This is a genomic window from Paenarthrobacter sp. NPDC091669 (assembly GCF_044756725.1).
Lineage (GTDB): Bacteria > Actinomycetota > Actinomycetes > Actinomycetales > Micrococcaceae > Arthrobacter > Arthrobacter bambusae_C.
This window is the reverse complement of sequence record NZ_JBIVTK010000003.1, coordinates 249,363-265,473: the sequence shown is the minus strand read 5'-3', so window position 1 is coordinate 265,473 and position 16,111 is coordinate 249,363. Positions and strand designations below refer to the sequence as shown.

The following is a 16,111-nucleotide window of genomic DNA, read 5'->3' as shown; positions in this document are numbered from 1 at the left end:
GCGACTCTCTGACAAGATCACTAGCTGCCAACGATGCGGCGCAACTCATCGTCGTGTTCGGCGGCCACAGCGAGGATGGCGTCTATGGCTGATCTGTTTCTTATAGGGCTTCCATCTTCGGATAGGGTGGCGATCTTACGTTTGGCCGTGACCTTATGCTTCACAAAGTTCACTTCTTCGGTCGTGGCCTCTTCGTCAGCGTCGAGGTAGATCAATTTTGCTTTGGCGCTTTGCACGTCCTTGCTGTCGGCGGCCTCCAGTAGCACCTCTGCCTCACGTCGAAGTGTTTGTCGTCCTTCAGACTGGGCCTTTGCCCGGGAAGCTTGCAGGATGACGGTAACAGTCATTGGGCCGTACTCTTGTCGAATGGAACGGAGAAGCCCGGACAGCTTAGAGCCGTGAGCTTCGAGGGCATCCGCCTTATTCGTGTGGATTCGCGTCTCGATACGTGCCGTTTCGGATGCCTGACGGAGCTTTCGGCTGCTTTCGCCGGACATCAACGCGAGCACGTCGACCTCACTGGCCAAGAGTTCTATCCCGTTGAGCCACTCTGCGAGGGCTCCTGGCGTCGGCGCTGACGGGGAGCCCTGGATCATGCCCACAACGTTTCCGAAAGGCAAAAACGAGATGATTGAAGTTTCCAAGAGAGCCGAGTTATCCATGTCGAGATCGTCGACTGATTCTACATCCGCATGGTAAATGCCAACCCATGCACTCTCATCGCGCACACGCATTAGTTTGAGGTGCATTTCACCGTTATGAGAGATCACTTCGCCAATGAGGGTGCGGTTAGTTCCGTTGAAGACCCGCTCACCGAGTTTGGTTCCTTCGAGTTTCCCGAGATATTCAGACCAAGAGGCTTGCTTCGTCCGAGCCGTGACTCCCTTTTCTCCTACGGTCACAACCTCATAAAAAGCGATAGTGCGTTCCCGCTGCTTCACCGGCTTTACTTTGTCGGCCACTAATGCCCCCATCTGCCAAAAACACCCTAATCTTCTCCACCGGTGGGAGCTGACATTAATTGAAGCACATCAGGTGCAAGATAACGTCTCTGCACTGCTTAGTGACGAAACTGGGGACAGCGGTCGACCGAGGTCTCGCATCCGTCCGCATGGAGTACGGCACCTGGCCGAGGTGAGCGGCATCATCTAACGAAGCTCTACGAGGAATTGCCGCGCGCCCTCTTGGGCGACATCTCGCATCGTGTGAGCCATGGGGACGGCCGCTTGCCATGAGATGGAAATTCGTCCTGATGTGCCCCCGGCCGAATTCCCCGTTGAATGCTGGGCTGTTTTCTCAAGAGTTTGAAGGTAACTACTCATGCTAAGCAGTACTCCGAACTCGTCGAAGGCATTGACCATCCGGACAAGCCCGTCCTCAAGAAGGGGAAAGTTCAGCGTGCTGTCCCCGGTAGGCCAATGATCTTCGTCGGCATCCCACGAAGCGTGTCCGGACCATTTGTTCCGAACATGTCGAACATAGAGAAGGGACTTTGCCCGGTCCGGGTTCGTCAACTGCCATATGTGATCGATGAGGTGAATGGTGGCATGGGTCTCGCTTGTGTGTGGGTTTTCAGGCGATTCCTCGATACTTTTCTGCATGGCCCTGAGTGCAAGAGGCAGCGACTTTGTACGACCGGTCGCCTCATCTATGGTTTTTGCGATGGCCATAACAGCGTTCTTAACTGTGCTCGCACGCACCTCTCGCAGCCCCGAGGCGAGCGGCCCGGGTCGTTCTAGAGCTAAGCGGGCGAGATCAGCATCTAATGCCTTGGCAAAGTAGTAGCTGTAGACCGCTTCAAGTATGAGTGCGTAGGCCTCCTCCATCCGCTTTTCTATCGGGAGGGCCGAGAGGGCGTCATTGAGTGGGGGATGTTCCATTGGTTTGCTGTTGTGGGCAATAACGGGTACGTCGCCAGGTGCAAACTCGGACAAGAACTCAGGAATATTCACCCCACTAAGGTACAGACTTCCGGTTTTGACTTCTATGGCCGCCACTATGTGCCATGTCGGTAGTCGATCCGTACGAGATGGGGCCGGTGGGACACCGCCGTTAGTTAGTGACCTGGCGCTGGGTGCGATCGCTGAGGCTACCGGGAACCAGCCCGATTGCGTCGGTTGCTTCTACTCGGCGCTAAGAATGCTGGCGCCTGTGTGCCCGCATCGTCGAGTGGGTCTTGACCTGTGATTAAGGAATTGGTTCGACACAAGGGTGTCCGAGTCCGAACCTCCTGTTACAGCTCTTGGTCATGTCGTTGCCTCCCTCCACACCCATGAAGTCGTGAGCCCAAGCAGCTCATTCCATAGGAAGACGACTGGATGGAGCACCAGATGGTACTGGCAGCGGTGGATCCTGGGATCACACCAAACGCGAACTTTCCTTTTCTTGAGTCACTCAAGCAAATAGGCGGCGGCATCCTGGTCGGCGCCTTCATCGTCATCGCGATCGTGGCGATCATCGGAGCCGCGATGCTGTTGGCCGGCAAGTTGAGCCAATCGTCCCGCCTTGCCTCAGGCGGCGGGGTGATCCTGCTGTGGACCGGCCCGGTCGCGGCAATCCTCGGCGGTATCAACGGCTACATCCTGTGGTCCCAGACGGCCTTTCCGTTGGGCTTTTAGCCGCTCGCGATCATGCCTATCGAGTGTGACCTCAACGGTTGGTGGCCGCCGGGCTGCGGACTGGTTTCCCAAGCCAACGACGGCGTCCAAGGTTCCATAACTTCAATCTTCGCCAACGTCCTTCAGAACATCGCCTCGTGGATGTGGGGGTTCATCACCGGGGCCTTCAGTGTTTCCGAGGTCGACGATTCGCAGTGGGCCGCCATCGGCGGACTGACCAACTGGTGGGTCATCGTGATGATGACTCCGCTGGTGGTTGTGATGATCCTTCAACTCCTCTCCGGGCTGATCAGCCAGCAACCTCGCCGGCTGATCAGAGCACTGGTTGGGGGAGCTGCAGCTGTGCCTTTGGTTGCCGCGGCGGTTTACCTTGTCCAGCAACTCACCCGAGTGACTGACTCTGCTTCGGCTGCTCTCTTGGAGTCCATCGGGACGGATCCGTATGTCGTCTTTATGCGACTCTTCGGCTTTGAACGCGCTCCAGCAGGGTCCGAGCGCGAATGGAACGTCATCTCCCTTGCGCCGGGCAATCAAGGCGGAGCCGTCGGCGGCGCGATAGTGACCGTAATGGCAGTCATCGTCGTCTGGATACTGGCGTTCATCCTCATGTGCTCGATGATCTTCAGGACGTTCGCCCTCGCCGTCCTCGCGGCTGTCGCACCGGTCGCCCTCATGATGATGCCCTGGGAGAAGTCAAAGGCCTGGGCCGGACGGTGGTGCGAAGTCGTCGTCGCGCTCTTGCTGGCGAAACCTCTGGCAGCGACGGTTCTTGCGGCGGCGATCAAGCTATTTGCGGACTCGACGTCTTTTGCCGGGTTAGCGGCTGGCACTGTCGGTATGGTTCTTGCCTGCGGGGCGCCATTGATGGCGCTGAGGCTGGTGAGCTTTGCGGGTGGCGAACTCGCAGCAGCGGCTCAAACGGCTGGCGGTGGCCACGTTCTTGCTCGCAGCAGCAGCGTTGTCTCTAGGCAGTTCAGCCGACAACTCGGTGGCATGACGATTGCATCAACGTTGGGCAGATCGTCATTGGCTCGACCAATTCCCTCAAGTCGCAGAGACATCCCCACCCGTGTCCTGCCACCTTCAGTGCCCCTGCCGCGCAGCCTGACAAGCACGACGCCGGTACTCACCTCAGGTGCAAATGCTTCGGCATCGTACGGAGCAAACTCTGCCCGCGGAGGCGACCCAAGGCAGGACGACGTCGTGAGTGGAGAGGTCGTCACCGAGCAGAACAAGCAAGCTTCATCTGTGAGACCTTCGCCGATGGGCCGGGAGTCGGCCGCCGGACCGCCAAAGGCAAACCGCCCTAGAACCTCTCGGCAGCCCGAAGTGCGTAGTCCCGGCAGCGCACTGCCCACATCCCAATTGCCGCCCATCAGGCCCAAGGCGTCTGAGGGGCACTTCCCACCGGAGAAACCCCATGACTGACGATTCCCGCGCCCTTGAGGCCGTCAAATTTCCCCGATACGAGCGCCGCGGCATCTTCATGGGGCTGAAGTGGTACCAGCTCGTGTTGCTAGGCCTCGGCATCCTGACGGCGATTATTGCCTCTGCGACGGGAGGCCCGGTCGGACTGACGACGATGAGTCCCATTTGGCTGCTGCTCATGCTCATGGGAGTGCTCCAACACGCTCGAATCCCTTATCCCATCTGGGTCAGCCTCATCACCCTGTTCTTCGTTCGACTGATCCTGGGGCAGACCCGTTACCTCGCCCGCCCCGAGAAGGCACTCAAAGCGGGGAAGCTTGCGCTGCCAGGTGGACTCGGCAGCCTGAAACTACAGATGACCAGCCGTGGAGAGTGCTTTATCGTCGACCATCAAGGCAAAGAAGCAACGGTGGTCTTGCGATGTACCACCAGATCATTCGCTCTCCTCGACGACGATGACAAAGCGTGGGCGGCCCAGGCTTGGTCACGTGTGCAGGCTGGACTCGCGCAACGCTCAGACATAGCAAGAATCGCCGTGCAGGACTACACGGTTCCGTATCCGTCGTCCGCCCTTCAGGATTTCTATGACCACACCATCGTGCAAAATGGCGGCCATCCTCGTGGCAATTCGTGGGGTGAGTTGGCATATCAGGATTTGATAGCCGCTGCTGGAGCCGCCATGAGTCACGACGTCTTGTTGTCCGTTGTCGTGGATACGGCCAAGTCGAGGAGGCGCATCAAGGAATCGGGCGGAGGCATCGGCGGGCTCGAGCGCGTTCTGCGCTTGGAGGTACAGGCAATCACTACATCCCTGGCAAGTCATGGAGTACGGGTGGACGAGTGGCTTTCGGAGTCCCGGCTACTTGAAGTGTTTAGGGGTTCCTTTGATCCTGAGATGGTCTCCCGAGGGTCGGTGAAGCAAGACAACGAGCCGCAGGATGCCCAGCCCGCGCGGAAGCGGCGACTGAGTTCAAGCCCAATGGCCCTCGAGGAGCACTGGACTTATCTCCGTACTGACTCCGGGTTCCATCAGACTTTCTGGATCGCAGAGTGGCCGAGGCAAAAGGTGTATCCCGGATTCCTGCACCCGCTGGTTTATGTCGGCGACTTCCGGCACACGGTCACGCAGGTTATCCGTGCTGTTCCCACCTTAGAGGCGCTGCGAGACATCCGATCGGCCCAGGAGGCTCACGAAACCCGCCGCAGGATCAATGCCAGGTTCGACCGACCCACCACGCGGGAGCAGCGAGCCGAGGAAGAAGAAGTCTCACAACGCGAAGAAGAGATCGTTGCCGGGCATGGCGATGTACGTCCGACGGCCTTCGTGACGATTACCGCAGCGTCCCTGGAGGACCTCGCCCGACACCGTCACGAACTCGAGTCCGCAGCAGCCGGCGCGTTCGTCGAGCTTCGATTGCTGGCAGGGCAGCAGTGGGCAGCCTTCATCGCGGGTGGACTGCCGTTGGGAAGGGGATTGCGATGAGCCTGAAGAACCAAGAGGTGACCTATACGCCGTCGGGCACTCGCGCAGAACGCAAGAGTCTCAGGAAGGCGACAACCGCTGAGTCATTGCAACCTAAGCGCAAACTCGGACAGCGGATCGATGAAGCCTTGGAACGGCGCGGTGAACGCGAGCGCCTTGTCGGTGATTGGGGGAGCAGGGAACGGCAGTCACTATGGGGACCGCATCGACTGCGGCCGGCACCTCACCGCGCCTCGACAATGACCTTCGCGGCGGCCTACCCCTTCATCACGGAGTCAGGACTTGGCCACGAGGGAACGTACATAGGAACTGACGTCTTTGGTTCGGGCGCCTTTTCCTATGATCCGTGGATCCTGTACGACAAGGGAATCATCAGCGGACCGTCGATCGTCGTGATTGGAACGGTGGGCACGGGGAAGTCCATGTGTGGGAAGTCGCTGGTTGCCCGCTCCATCACGTTGGGGCGGAAAGCCGCGGTCGCGTCGGATCCCAAGGGCGAATGGGTGGCAGTGGCTAATGCGGTGGGTGGGAAGGTTATTTCCGTTGGCCCAGGGCGCACTGCACGTGTGAATCCTCTAGATGCTGGCCCTCGGCCTAGTTCACTTTCGGACACGCAATGGAAGGCTGTCGTCCGGCAGAGGCGACGGCAACTGATAGTGGCCTTAGTGTCTCTCATGCGTCAGGGCACACCGTTGCATCCCGTTGAGCACACTGCCCTCGACATGGCCCTCATGGAAACCACCGCGGAAAACTCGACGCCGACCCTTCCTATGGTGCTGGACCACCTCTTGAGTCCTTCCGCAGAAACGCTCGCGCTTGTCGGTAAAGACGGCGGCGCATCGGTCAGTCACTCGCTGCGGCGCACGGTATCCGGCGACTTGGAAGGTATGTTCGATGCGCCGTCCACGGTGGCCTTCGACGCCGACGCGCCAATGATGGTCATGGACACCTCCGCGCTCATCGGCGCATCCGAACAGGCGTTGTCGCTAGCCGCAGCCTGCAGTGCCACGTGGCTTGAGGCGGCAGTGACAAACCCCGACGGCGGCAAGCGGCTTGTGGTGTACGACGAAGGTTGGCGGATGCTCGCCGATCCCTACATGTTGGCCAAGATGAGCGAGCAATGGCGGCTTGCTCGCACCTACGGGATCGCGAACCTCCTCATCATGCACAAGGTGGCTGACCTCAATGAGATCGGCGACAGCACAAGCGGCCACCGTCAGAAAGCCCTGGGGCTGCTGACAGAAGCGGACACGCGCATCATCTATCGCCAGAAGCATGACGCCATGCGCCTGACCAAGGAAGCCCTGGGTCTCACCGAAGCTGAGTGCGAGCACGTCGAGAACCTTCCGAAGGGCGTAGGGCTTTGGAAGGTTGGGAACCGTTCATTCATCGTTGCCAACAGAGTGACCACGGACGAGCTGGACGTGTTTGGCACCGATGACCGGATGCACCTGTGAGGGCGAGATCGAGTAGCAGCAGTCCCATGGTTTCAGTGGGACTCTGGGCTTTGACCGGTTACATGGCTTTCTGCCTGTTGGTCCAGGCAGCTGCCCACCTTGCTGGCACGGGGCACTGTGGCGGCAGGACGCCGTCGTTCTTCAACCCCGGTGCAGGCGCCGGGCTGTTTGCGGGCCGCCAGGACTGGATTGTTGGTGCTTCCCGCAATTGCACCTTAGACATGGTGGCAGTCTGGTGGATTGTGGGAGTCGTCCTCACGTTGCTTGCGGCGCTCGCAGCCGGGTCGGCGCTGGCGTTGAGAACCTGGAAACAGTCCGGCGCGTGGCTACGGCAGGACATCCTGGGCAGGGATGGCGTGGCTGGCCGGGCAGAGATACTTCGGGACTTCGGAGCCAGAGCGGTTCGCAAGCGTGGGCAATACACTCGCCCGGGCCTCAGCAAGCCGAGCATTCACGATGTTTCGTGGACACTTGGGCGCTCCCGCGGGGTGACTATCCATGTTTCCACCGAAGAGTCGATGGTTATTCAAGGGGCTCCTCGCTCCGGCAAGGGGCTATACGTGGTCATCAACGCCATTCTCGATGCGCCCGGTGCTGTTGTCACCACATCAACGCGAGCTGACAACCTGGTGGTCACGATGCGAGCGCGGATGTCTGATGGGCGGCCGGTTACAGTCTTTGATCCTCAGGGCATGTCGGGTCTGCCAACGACGCTGCGCTGGTCGCCGGTACGTGGTTGCGGTGACCCGGATATCGCCACCCGACGGGCACTTGTGATCACCGCAGATACAGAGATGAAGGGCGAGAATGCTGCATGGCAAAAGCGCTCGCTGATCGTGCTCCAGTGCCTGCTCCATGCGGCAGCGCTGTCAGGGGAGGGAATAGCTGCATTTCGCAGATGGTCGTCCAGTCCGGTGTTGGCCAGAGAGGCGCTGGATATTCTGGGGCGTCCGGGTGCGGCTTTGGGGTGGCAAGCCGATCTGATGGGGATCTTGGAAGATGACCCACGAAACACGTCCAACTCCTGGATCGGGGTCTCAGCAGCCGTGGCCCCGCTTTCATCTCCGAGAGTGTTGGCTGCACTGAACCCACAGGACGAAGCTCAAGAGTTCGATCCAAAGAGCTTCATCAGGCAACGGGGGACTCTGTACCTTATTGGCACCCGCTCAGGAGCTGCAGCGGCCGGCCCCTATCTCTCGGCTCTGATTGACGACATCGACAATGCTGCGCGTGAGCTGGCCTTCGTCGCACCCGGAGGCCGACTCGATCCGCCGCTTTCACTAATCCTCGACGAGATAGCGAACCTGTCGCCGTGGCCGGGTCTGCCTGTGGTGCTATCTGATGGTGGTGGTATCGGCATCTCAACGCTCGTGATTCTGCAGTCCCTTTCGCAGGCGCGGAGCGGATGGTCGATTGAGGAAGCGGCCACCATTTGGGATTCTGCGATCATCAAGGTGATCTTCGGCGGAGGTTCGGATGAACGTGACCTGCGCTCGCTGGCGGGTCTGCTGGGGGAACGGAGCCTCATTCTGAACACTCGTTCCTGGTCGTCTCAGGGCCGTCAGGACGGCGAACAGATCAGGGAGAGTCCGGTGATCCGTCTGGACGAGATCCGGCGCCTTCCTGTTGGTACGGCGCTCATGCTCGGCCGACGAACTCGTCCGATTCTCTTGGACTTGCGTGACTGGCATCGGCGGAAGGACGCCGCTGAGCTGGGTCGGTCGAAGCTGGAGACCGAGCGAGAGCTGGCCGCTGGCCACCTGAGTCGGCAGGAAGCGAACAGAGAGCCTGACTCATGAGCACCCAGGCGGACGATTCTGACTTCGAGGTGGGGCGCGTATCTGACTTGGATGACGAACTCACGGCGGAACTGTTCCGTTCCTCGTTCCAGCCGTCGCCGCGCAGCGTCGGTGTGACCCATCGTTGGCGGGACATGCCATCGGCGCAGGCGGAGGTGGCATGGCAGAGCCTCTTTGACTGGGTTCGCTGGTTTGTGGCCACGTATCAGCTGACGACGTCGGTGGTGCCGGACTGTTGGTGGCGGCACTCGGAGATTGTGGCCGAGTTGTATGCGCTTCACCGGGCGGAAGCGGCGTCCTTCACGTCAGATGACTCGGGATTCGGTCCGCTGGCGTTCCACGAGAGGCTGCCCCACGGCGTCGAACGTCTCCGATCCCATACTCGGACCGCCGGGTGCGTCGGGTTGCAGAGTCACAAGGAACCGGTCATGAGGATCGTGCCAGCCGAGCCGGACTTCGAGGACTGGAAGCTGGGCACCCATCAGACTCGAAGCTGACCCCGTCATGACGTTGCTTCGTTTGCTCGACATGAATAGGTGATCCCTACTTGGGGCCGTCTAGAAGCACGAAGGATGGCTGTCGTGGCCTCTGAATCTGAACTGAATGCTGACGCAAGCGGGGTTGAAGAAGCCGCCGCGCCGCCGTCGAACGTTCGCCTGTCACCTGAGGAGCGCATAGCCGACCTGACCAGGGGACTTCACACAGCACTTGAGGAAGCCATTGATTCGCCCATGCGCTGGCAGGTTCTGCTTGACGCCTCCGCAACCCTGTGGCGGTACTCAGGAGGTAACGTCGCCCTGCTGATGATGCAGATGGCACAGCGCGGCACCCAAGAGCCTACTCTGGTAGCCGGCTACAAAGAGTGGGCCCGGCATGGGCGAACAGTCCTGCGGGGAGAACATGCGCTTTGGGTGATCGCGCCCCGGACGGCCTCGATGCAGGAAATGATTTTGCCGGACGGACAGCGCAAGCTCCTACCAACGAATCAGGCTGCACCTGATGACGCTGTCAGCAGAGGCAAGAAGAACGTGATCACAGGTTGGCGCGGGCAGGCTGTCTTTGACGTTACTCAAACGGAGGGCACGCCGCTGCTGGTGCCTCGCGCGGATGCTCACGGTGGGACGGACGTGGGTGATCTGTGGAGTTCCCTGCGTGAGGTTGCGAAGGAACACAGCTTCCGGGTAGAGGTGTCGGGATTTCAACACGGCTACACCAGTGGCTATACCGACTTTGACGCCCGCCGAATTCAAGTTGGTGCCTGGATGAACGACGAGGAGCGGGTTGCGGTTCTGGCCCACGAACTCGGTCACGTCCTTTTGCACGGACCGGATGACCGTCTGGGGCGACTGTATGGAAGCAGCGCGAACCATCGTGGCCTGGCGGAAGTAGAGGCTGAATCAGTTGCCTATACCGTCCTGCGGGCCCACGGCATCGATCGTGGACCGCAGTCAGCGTCCTATCTCGCTGGGTGGGCAGACGCTGTGATCCGTGCGGAAAAGGACTTGAAGCACGACTCCTCAGAAGGTTGGATGCCGACGTCGCGCGTCGACATTGCCAAGTCGGTACTGGGACGGGTGACTGCAGCGACCAAGGGGATCCTGGCGATCTCGAATCCTCCTGGGTCCGGAGGGAAGTTCGCGGCCGCCAGTGCTGACCGTTCCGTCGTGACGAGTCCGAGCTATGCCGGCGTTCCTGGACCCAACGCGACATCGAACGGTCCGGAGATTGCAGGTCCCTGAACGCGCAGATGTCCGTCGGGAGAGGCCCGTCGACTAAGGAAGGTAACCCATCATGAATACAAAGATCCCCATCACTATCGCGGGGAACCTGGTCGCAGATCCCGAACTGACCATCGGGGAATCTGGAACTCCGCACGCGAAACTCCGTGTTGCTGTGAACCAGCGGATTCAGAACCCAGATGGGACGTGGCGAGATGGCGAACCGGTCTTTCACAACGTGTCTGCTTTCCGGATGCTCGCGGAGAACGCTTCTACTTCTCTGAAGAAGGGTGACCCTGTGACGGTGTCGGGAGAGCTTGAGTTCCGGTCGTACGATAAGGACGGGGAACGACGTGAAGCTCGGCGGATAATAGCCGAGACCATTGGGCCGGACCTTCGCTTTGGCACTGCGACGTATCAACGCTCGGCCCGAGCGGTCGCCGAGCCCGAAGCCGCTATGGAGGCTGCAGGGCCACAAGCGACGACGGCGACTGGCTGGCCCGCTTACAACGTGACGACGAAGGGGCCGGTGGTGGCGTCCCCTTTAGGCGGAGCCCGGGTGAATGACATGACGGTCTGATCGGTTTTCGCGGTTTTTGGCCCACGTCTCGATTGTTGAGACGTGGGCTCCTATTTGTACTCAGGATCCGCGTTCGAATATATGTTCTAATCTTGTTGGTATGAGACCGAAGCAAGACTCCACCGCTTTCGCCCGGATGATGGCGCAGATTGACGCAGACAATAGCCACCCAAAGCCTGACGACGGCAAGATCATCGAGCTCGAGCCTGGGAGCCAGCCACTGGTTCGCGTTGGGGAGATCTATGGTCGGGCGATCAAATACACGAGGACCTTTGGGCTTGTCGAGTGGGTGGACGACGGCCGGGTCTATCACGTTGAATGGCTCCCGGCTGGGCAAGTTAGACGCGTGGACCAGGAATCGTGGAGGGGGCGCCCGCTGTAGGCTCTTGGTAACGGCTTCTGGACATAGGCCCGCTATACGACTTGATTTGAACCGCGGCGGTTGGCGATCGCGACAACTAGGCGAGCGGTGCACAAGCCAGGACATTGTCGCCACTGATCCGGTAAGTCTCTGGCCACGGAGCTCCCGGTTGAACCTGCGCTGGATCTGGCCGTATCAGGAGAACGGAACCAGGCCAGATGGGCTCCGAAAGTGCTTCGATCCATGCTGGTTGGATGTAGTCGAAGCGATTCCACCTGATGGTAATCCAGGAGCCGGTCGGCTGCAGAGAGTCAACGGTCAGAACTGTGATCTCGGTTGTGGTCCCGCCAGCCGCCTTCAAGCTTTCGATCCGCTTCCATTGTGCTGCGGTTTCGGCCTGCCACTGCCGTTGACCGCGGAGACGTTGGGCCCAAAAGAGCAGGACAACTACACATAGAGTCGTGAGGGCGACCAGCAACCAAGCCGTGCCGGAAATCGTGAAGCTGAGAACTGTCAGGATCACAGCAAGCACCAACGTCACTGCGCTCGCAACGATAAGAGCGGGTGTGGCTACTCTCGGCTTGAGGACTGGGTTCATCTGCATACTTGCTCCAGCTTCCAGTTTAAAGCTGCCATCCCGCGCTTGTCAGGCTTATTGGGGAGTCGAACTCATACGAGTTGCCGACATCTGCTAGCGCTTGCTTTGGTGTGGCAGCTTGGGTGATTTCTTGCCGTAGGTGGTCCCACTGCGCTCGCTGTTCCCATTCCCAGTCCGCGGGAGTCGCACCAAGGGCGAGTGCCGCGCTATGGACGCCCCACCGATCCCGGTACACGGCCACATCACGAAGCATTGCGGCCGACTCGAACGGATCTGCACCCGCCTCGATGTCTTTTCGCAATAGTGTGGCCCATTCAGGGTCATCGAGTAGAACCGCGTTGGCGACGTGCTCCGCACGGTTCCCAATCCGCCTTCGTACTTGGTCCAGCAACGCTGCGAGGTCTGGGCGGTCCATCAGCAGCTGCTCAGTCAACGGATCGATGGGCGATGGGGGCATCGCCGAGCAGAACCTGCGAAGCCGGGCGTGGATAACGGCGGTCAGGTCCCGCGCAGTGGCTTGTGAGCCCAGTGTCTCGTTCAAGGCCCGATGGGCTCCTAGGCGACTGATGTTGTTGGCACGTCGCCACGCAGCGACGGCGGCGCCCCAAGCAGGAGATTCGCGCATCTCCTCAGAGAAGCCGGGCATAAGACCGTCGATATCCCTGGCGAGTTCAAGACCGGAAGCGATTTGAGCCAGGTAATCGTATTCGCGGCACATACGCTCGAGGCTGTCGGCGTGCTGCCGTTCGAAGTCCCGTACCTCGTGAGCCGTTCGTTCCGCGCCTTCAGCAGCAAGGACCTCGCCAAGGATCACCCGCCAGCTCGAACGGGCACTCGGGTCCAGGATCTCGTCCTCGTCCGGGTCGTTCTCGCTGACGTAGGCAGTGTTGGAGTGCCGGCCCCGGGTCATGCTGACATACAGCAGTTCCCGCGTGAGGCGCCCAGGGGTGACGACGGTGTGGCCGTTGTCGACAGTGAGGCCTTGACTGCGATGGGCTGTGGTGGCGTAGCCGAGCTCTAGGGATGATTCCACGTAACTGCCCGGCAAGGATAGGGCAGCTCCGGTGTCCTTCCGTATTGAGTTTAGAGCACCGTGACGCCTATCGACTCCCGTGACTTGGAGCAATGCCCCATTGCGAAGGAACTCACCTCGCTCGTCGCGAATGGATCTGTCGTTCCGACGGGCAATAACGATGTCGCCACGACCGGCCCGCAGCCCGTCCCGAAGGGCTGCGGTAAGTTCCACATCCACATCGCCCAGACTTACCCGGTCGGCCTGAGCCCGTTCATTGAGCATTTGGACGGTCTCGTTATCAGGAGCTATCAAGACCGAGACTTGGCCAGCCAGGATATCCGAGTGCCACGCGGAGTAGGCATGGTCGACCATGTCCGAGTAGTGGCCGTGCTTGATGCGACCATGGTCCTCATACTCTGCGAGCACCGACGGACGACCCTCCCGCAGCCCGAGGGAGGCTGACCGTTCCCACGGATCCCTGAAACGCCAAATCGTTCTCAACCGGGCTGCCTTTCCTTGCCGATCAAGCCAACCGAGCACACCGCCGGCATCGATGGAATCGAGCTGGGCCGGATCTCCTACGAGGAGGATCTTGGCACCGGTTTCGTTGGCTTGGCGGACCAGTGCTGCGAGCTGGAATGTTGAGACCATGGAAGCTTCATCCACTATTACCAGCTGGTTTGGCCGGAACAGCCATTGGTTCTGCTCGGCGGCCAGACGAGCGACCTCTTGCTGAAGGCGAATAACGATGGGGCCGCTGGACGTGGCGGCCGTGCGGAGTCGATCGTCTGTTCGGAAGAATCGCCCTGCTCGCTCCGCCGCACCAGACCCCACGGATTCATGCAGCCACTTAGCAACGTTCTCAGTAACCATTCGCAGCTCCGAGCCCAGAACCTCCGCGCTCGCAGCAGCCGGTGCCAGGCCAACAACGCTGCCCAGCCCATACGATGCCTCCCATACTGCTTTGACCGCGCCAAGGGTTGTAGTCTTCCCGGTCCCGGCCGGTCCGACGATGGCGTCGAGCCTGCTGGAGCTCAGCAGGACCTCCGATGCTGCTGTCAGCTGATCATCGTGCAGGGGTGACCCTTCGCCGTTTCTGTATGAGGTGAGCGTCTGGAAGGTGACATCGACTGGAACAGCCGGGCCGCCGTCGTCGTTCTTCGCGGCCAGGACTTCGTCCTCAAAGGCGAGCGTCGACTCATCCGTGTAGAGGCGCGACCCGTGAAAATCGAAGACACTGCGCCCGGCGAATCGCAGATCATCAGCCGCATCCGCGGGGATGCCGTACCGGTACTCGTTGAGTGGCACGGATTGACGTTCTGCCGCGGTGGCCACGGCATCGATCATCGCGTTACGGTCGGCGGGGGAGGCGCAGCGGATCTCAGCGCACACACGCTCACCTTCGGCGATCAGGTTCCAGCGGTTCCAGGTTGAGCGCTTGGTCGCCACCCGTTGTCGGGTTACGAGACCGACGGCGGTAACCCAGTCTGGGGCGAAGTCGCCAATGCGAAACGGACGCGAGTGGGAGCGGCGAATGGTGGAATCTACGACGGATTCGGGATCAAAACCCTTGGCCCTTGCTCTGTCCCGCCAATGTGCGGACAACGTCCGTAGTGGCGACGGCGAAGCGTTCTTGGGAGTTCGAGTCGAGAGGGTGGCTTGTTGGCGCAATCTCACGATGGTTGTCGCTGTCGGGCGAGCTCCGTGGTCCGTGGTCCACTGTTTGACCAGGCGATCGGTTTCGATGTCGATGAGCCTTGAACGGTTGGAGAATTCGCGGACAAGGGCTTCAGCGATGCCGGTGAGTTGCTGGCTTGGATTATGAGTGTTTTGCGCTGGGGCTCGGATATCGGTTTTTGTGCCGAGGCTCGAGTGCAAGGCATCAAAGAGGAGCCCGTTGTAGTGTTCGCTGGCGGCGACGACGGCTTTGTATAGGGAGCGGGAGTCCAAGGTGACCCACGCGCCGTCCGTGACGCGCTGGACTCTGTTCGCGATGACAAGGTGGGTGTGAAGCTGAGGGTCTCCGGCGCGGGATTCCCAATGGTCGAATGCTGCGGCGATCACGCCTCTAGTGCCGACGTGTGCAACTCCGTTCCGCCCGGATCTGGTGTTGATGACCTGATCTTCGATCCAAGCAAGCGTTGCGTCGATGGCTTCGTGGTGGATCTGCAGGATTTGTTCTTGAAGATGTCGTGGGCTGAGTGCCCACAGCGTGGAGACGGATTTCGGGACGCTGAACGTGAGGTCGAAGCCTGCGACGGCGTGCTTAACCGCTTTTTGATCGCTGGGCTCTTGGCTGATCGACGGCTGCCCATGTGGCCTCCCTAGCGGTTCCTTACTTTCGGGATGGGTTGCATCTTGGAAAATGGAACGGGCGTCGGTTTCAGTGACTTTGTCTCCGGCTTCCCTGGCGATTCCTTGAAGACCGTTGCCCAACCAACGACCTTGGGGTGTTCCTGTCTTCATGTAGTAGCTGATGGTGTCTGGAGGAGCAGGGGAGAAATCGTCCAGCATTGTGGACTTGAAGAGGTATTCGAGCCCTGAACGTACGGAGAGCCTGGCGATGGACATGGTCATGGGCGTGCTCCCGTGCGGGGCCTGGTGGGAAGCCAGCCTCGCCGCCGGAGGATGTCGAGCGTCACTGGGTCGAGGGCGATGCCTTTTGCCCGCGAAATTTGGAGCAAGACAGCTGCCACGCGGGCGAGGTCTTGGACGTTCGTTCGCTGGGCGCGCTTCAGCCGCAGGACTTCGTTGTGGAGTAGGCCGTTTCTGGTTTCCAGCTCTTCGTAGATGGCGTGGAGTCGTTCGAGTTCGGATGACTGCGATCGCAGCTCTGTCAGGAGTCGGTCTGTGGGGTTGGCGTCATTTTCAGTGTCGCTACGCGTTTGCTGTCCGGAGCTGTGCTTGTTCACGTCAGTTCATGAGTTCTGCCCGCACCACCCGCATGATTTCGCAGCGGACTCGCCCTTGGATGCCAGAGGTGTGAGGGCCTTTAGCTTGAGGGCTACTAGTTTTGAAACTGGCGCGGCTGATCTACGGAGATTGGGGTGTGCT

General features: G+C 60.2%; 13 protein-coding genes. 9 read left to right on the top strand and 4 right to left on the bottom strand.

Going from position 1 to position 16,111, the window contains the following annotated elements:
* Window positions 1–20 precede the first annotated feature (20 nt).
* Together ACIQLI_RS06540 and ACIQLI_RS06535 are read right to left on the bottom strand one after the other, a co-directional pair.
* Entirely contained in the window at window positions 21–962 is a 942-nt protein-coding gene (locus ACIQLI_RS06540; protein WP_400386340.1) for a hypothetical protein, read from the bottom strand.
* Between the two features lie 186 nt (window positions 963–1,148).
* Window positions 1,149–1,952 carry a hypothetical protein gene (locus tag ACIQLI_RS06535; protein ID WP_400386337.1) on the bottom strand — a complete coding sequence of 268 codons (804 nt, stop codon included), beginning with the start codon at window positions 1,950–1,952 and terminating at the stop codon, window positions 1,149–1,151.
* A gap of 366 nt (window positions 1,953–2,318) precedes the next feature.
* Here ACIQLI_RS06535 and ACIQLI_RS06530 point away from each other — a divergent pair, with 366 nt between their 5' ends.
* The 9 genes from ACIQLI_RS06530 (at window position 2,319) to ACIQLI_RS06490 (ending at window position 11,465) form a co-directional block, all read left to right on the top strand.
* A complete protein-coding gene (locus ACIQLI_RS06530; protein ID WP_050684098.1) occupies window positions 2,319–2,618 on the top strand; it encodes a hypothetical protein in 300 nt (99 codons plus the stop codon).
* 12 nt (window positions 2,619–2,630) lie between these two features.
* A complete protein-coding gene (locus ACIQLI_RS06525) occupies window positions 2,631–4,046 on the top strand; it encodes a type IV secretion system protein (RefSeq protein WP_400386334.1) in 1,416 nt (471 codons plus the stop codon).
* Entirely contained in the window at window positions 4,039–5,529 is a 1,491-nt protein-coding gene (locus tag ACIQLI_RS06520; RefSeq protein WP_400386331.1) for an SCO6880 family protein, read from the top strand. Before ACIQLI_RS06525 ends, ACIQLI_RS06520 begins: the two co-directional genes overlap by 8 nt.
* Window positions 5,530–6,251: 722 nt before the next feature.
* The gene (locus ACIQLI_RS06515; RefSeq protein WP_400386329.1) at window positions 6,252–6,986 is read left to right on the top strand and encodes a hypothetical protein; all 735 of its coding nucleotides are present in this window, start codon (window positions 6,252–6,254) and stop codon (window positions 6,984–6,986) included.
* Between the two features lie 26 nt (window positions 6,987–7,012).
* The gene (locus ACIQLI_RS06510; RefSeq protein WP_400386326.1) at window positions 7,013–8,785 is read left to right on the top strand and encodes a type IV secretory system conjugative DNA transfer family protein; all 1,773 of its coding nucleotides are present in this window, start codon (window positions 7,013–7,015) and stop codon (window positions 8,783–8,785) included.
* Window positions 8,782–9,282, top strand: a complete 501-nt coding sequence (locus ACIQLI_RS06505; RefSeq protein WP_400386323.1) for a hypothetical protein — start codon at window positions 8,782–8,784, stop codon at window positions 9,280–9,282. Before ACIQLI_RS06510 ends, ACIQLI_RS06505 begins: the two co-directional genes overlap by 4 nt.
* Window positions 9,283–9,366: 84 nt before the next feature.
* The gene (locus tag ACIQLI_RS06500; RefSeq protein ID WP_400386320.1) at window positions 9,367–10,524 is read left to right on the top strand and encodes an ArdC-like ssDNA-binding domain-containing protein; all 1,158 of its coding nucleotides are present in this window, start codon (window positions 9,367–9,369) and stop codon (window positions 10,522–10,524) included.
* A 52-nt stretch (window positions 10,525–10,576) separates the two neighbouring features.
* The gene (locus ACIQLI_RS06495) at window positions 10,577–11,083 is read left to right on the top strand and encodes a single-stranded DNA-binding protein (protein ID WP_400386317.1); all 507 of its coding nucleotides are present in this window, start codon (window positions 10,577–10,579) and stop codon (window positions 11,081–11,083) included.
* A 100-nt stretch (window positions 11,084–11,183) separates the two neighbouring features.
* Window positions 11,184–11,465, top strand: coding sequence for a hypothetical protein (locus ACIQLI_RS06490; protein ID WP_400386314.1), 282 nt, complete (start codon window positions 11,184–11,186; stop codon window positions 11,463–11,465).
* 602 nt (window positions 11,466–12,067) lie between these two features.
* On the opposite strand, the gene mobF is transcribed toward ACIQLI_RS06490, so the two are convergent.
* The gene (mobF, locus tag ACIQLI_RS06485) at window positions 12,068–15,634 is read right to left on the bottom strand and encodes a MobF family relaxase (RefSeq protein WP_400386311.1); all 3,567 of its coding nucleotides are present in this window, start codon (window positions 15,632–15,634) and stop codon (window positions 12,068–12,070) included.
* Entirely contained in the window at window positions 15,631–15,969 is a 339-nt protein-coding gene (locus ACIQLI_RS06480) for a hypothetical protein (protein WP_400386308.1), read from the bottom strand. The genes mobF and ACIQLI_RS06480 overlap by 4 nt, the downstream gene beginning before the upstream one ends.
* Window positions 15,970–16,111 lie beyond the last annotated feature (142 nt).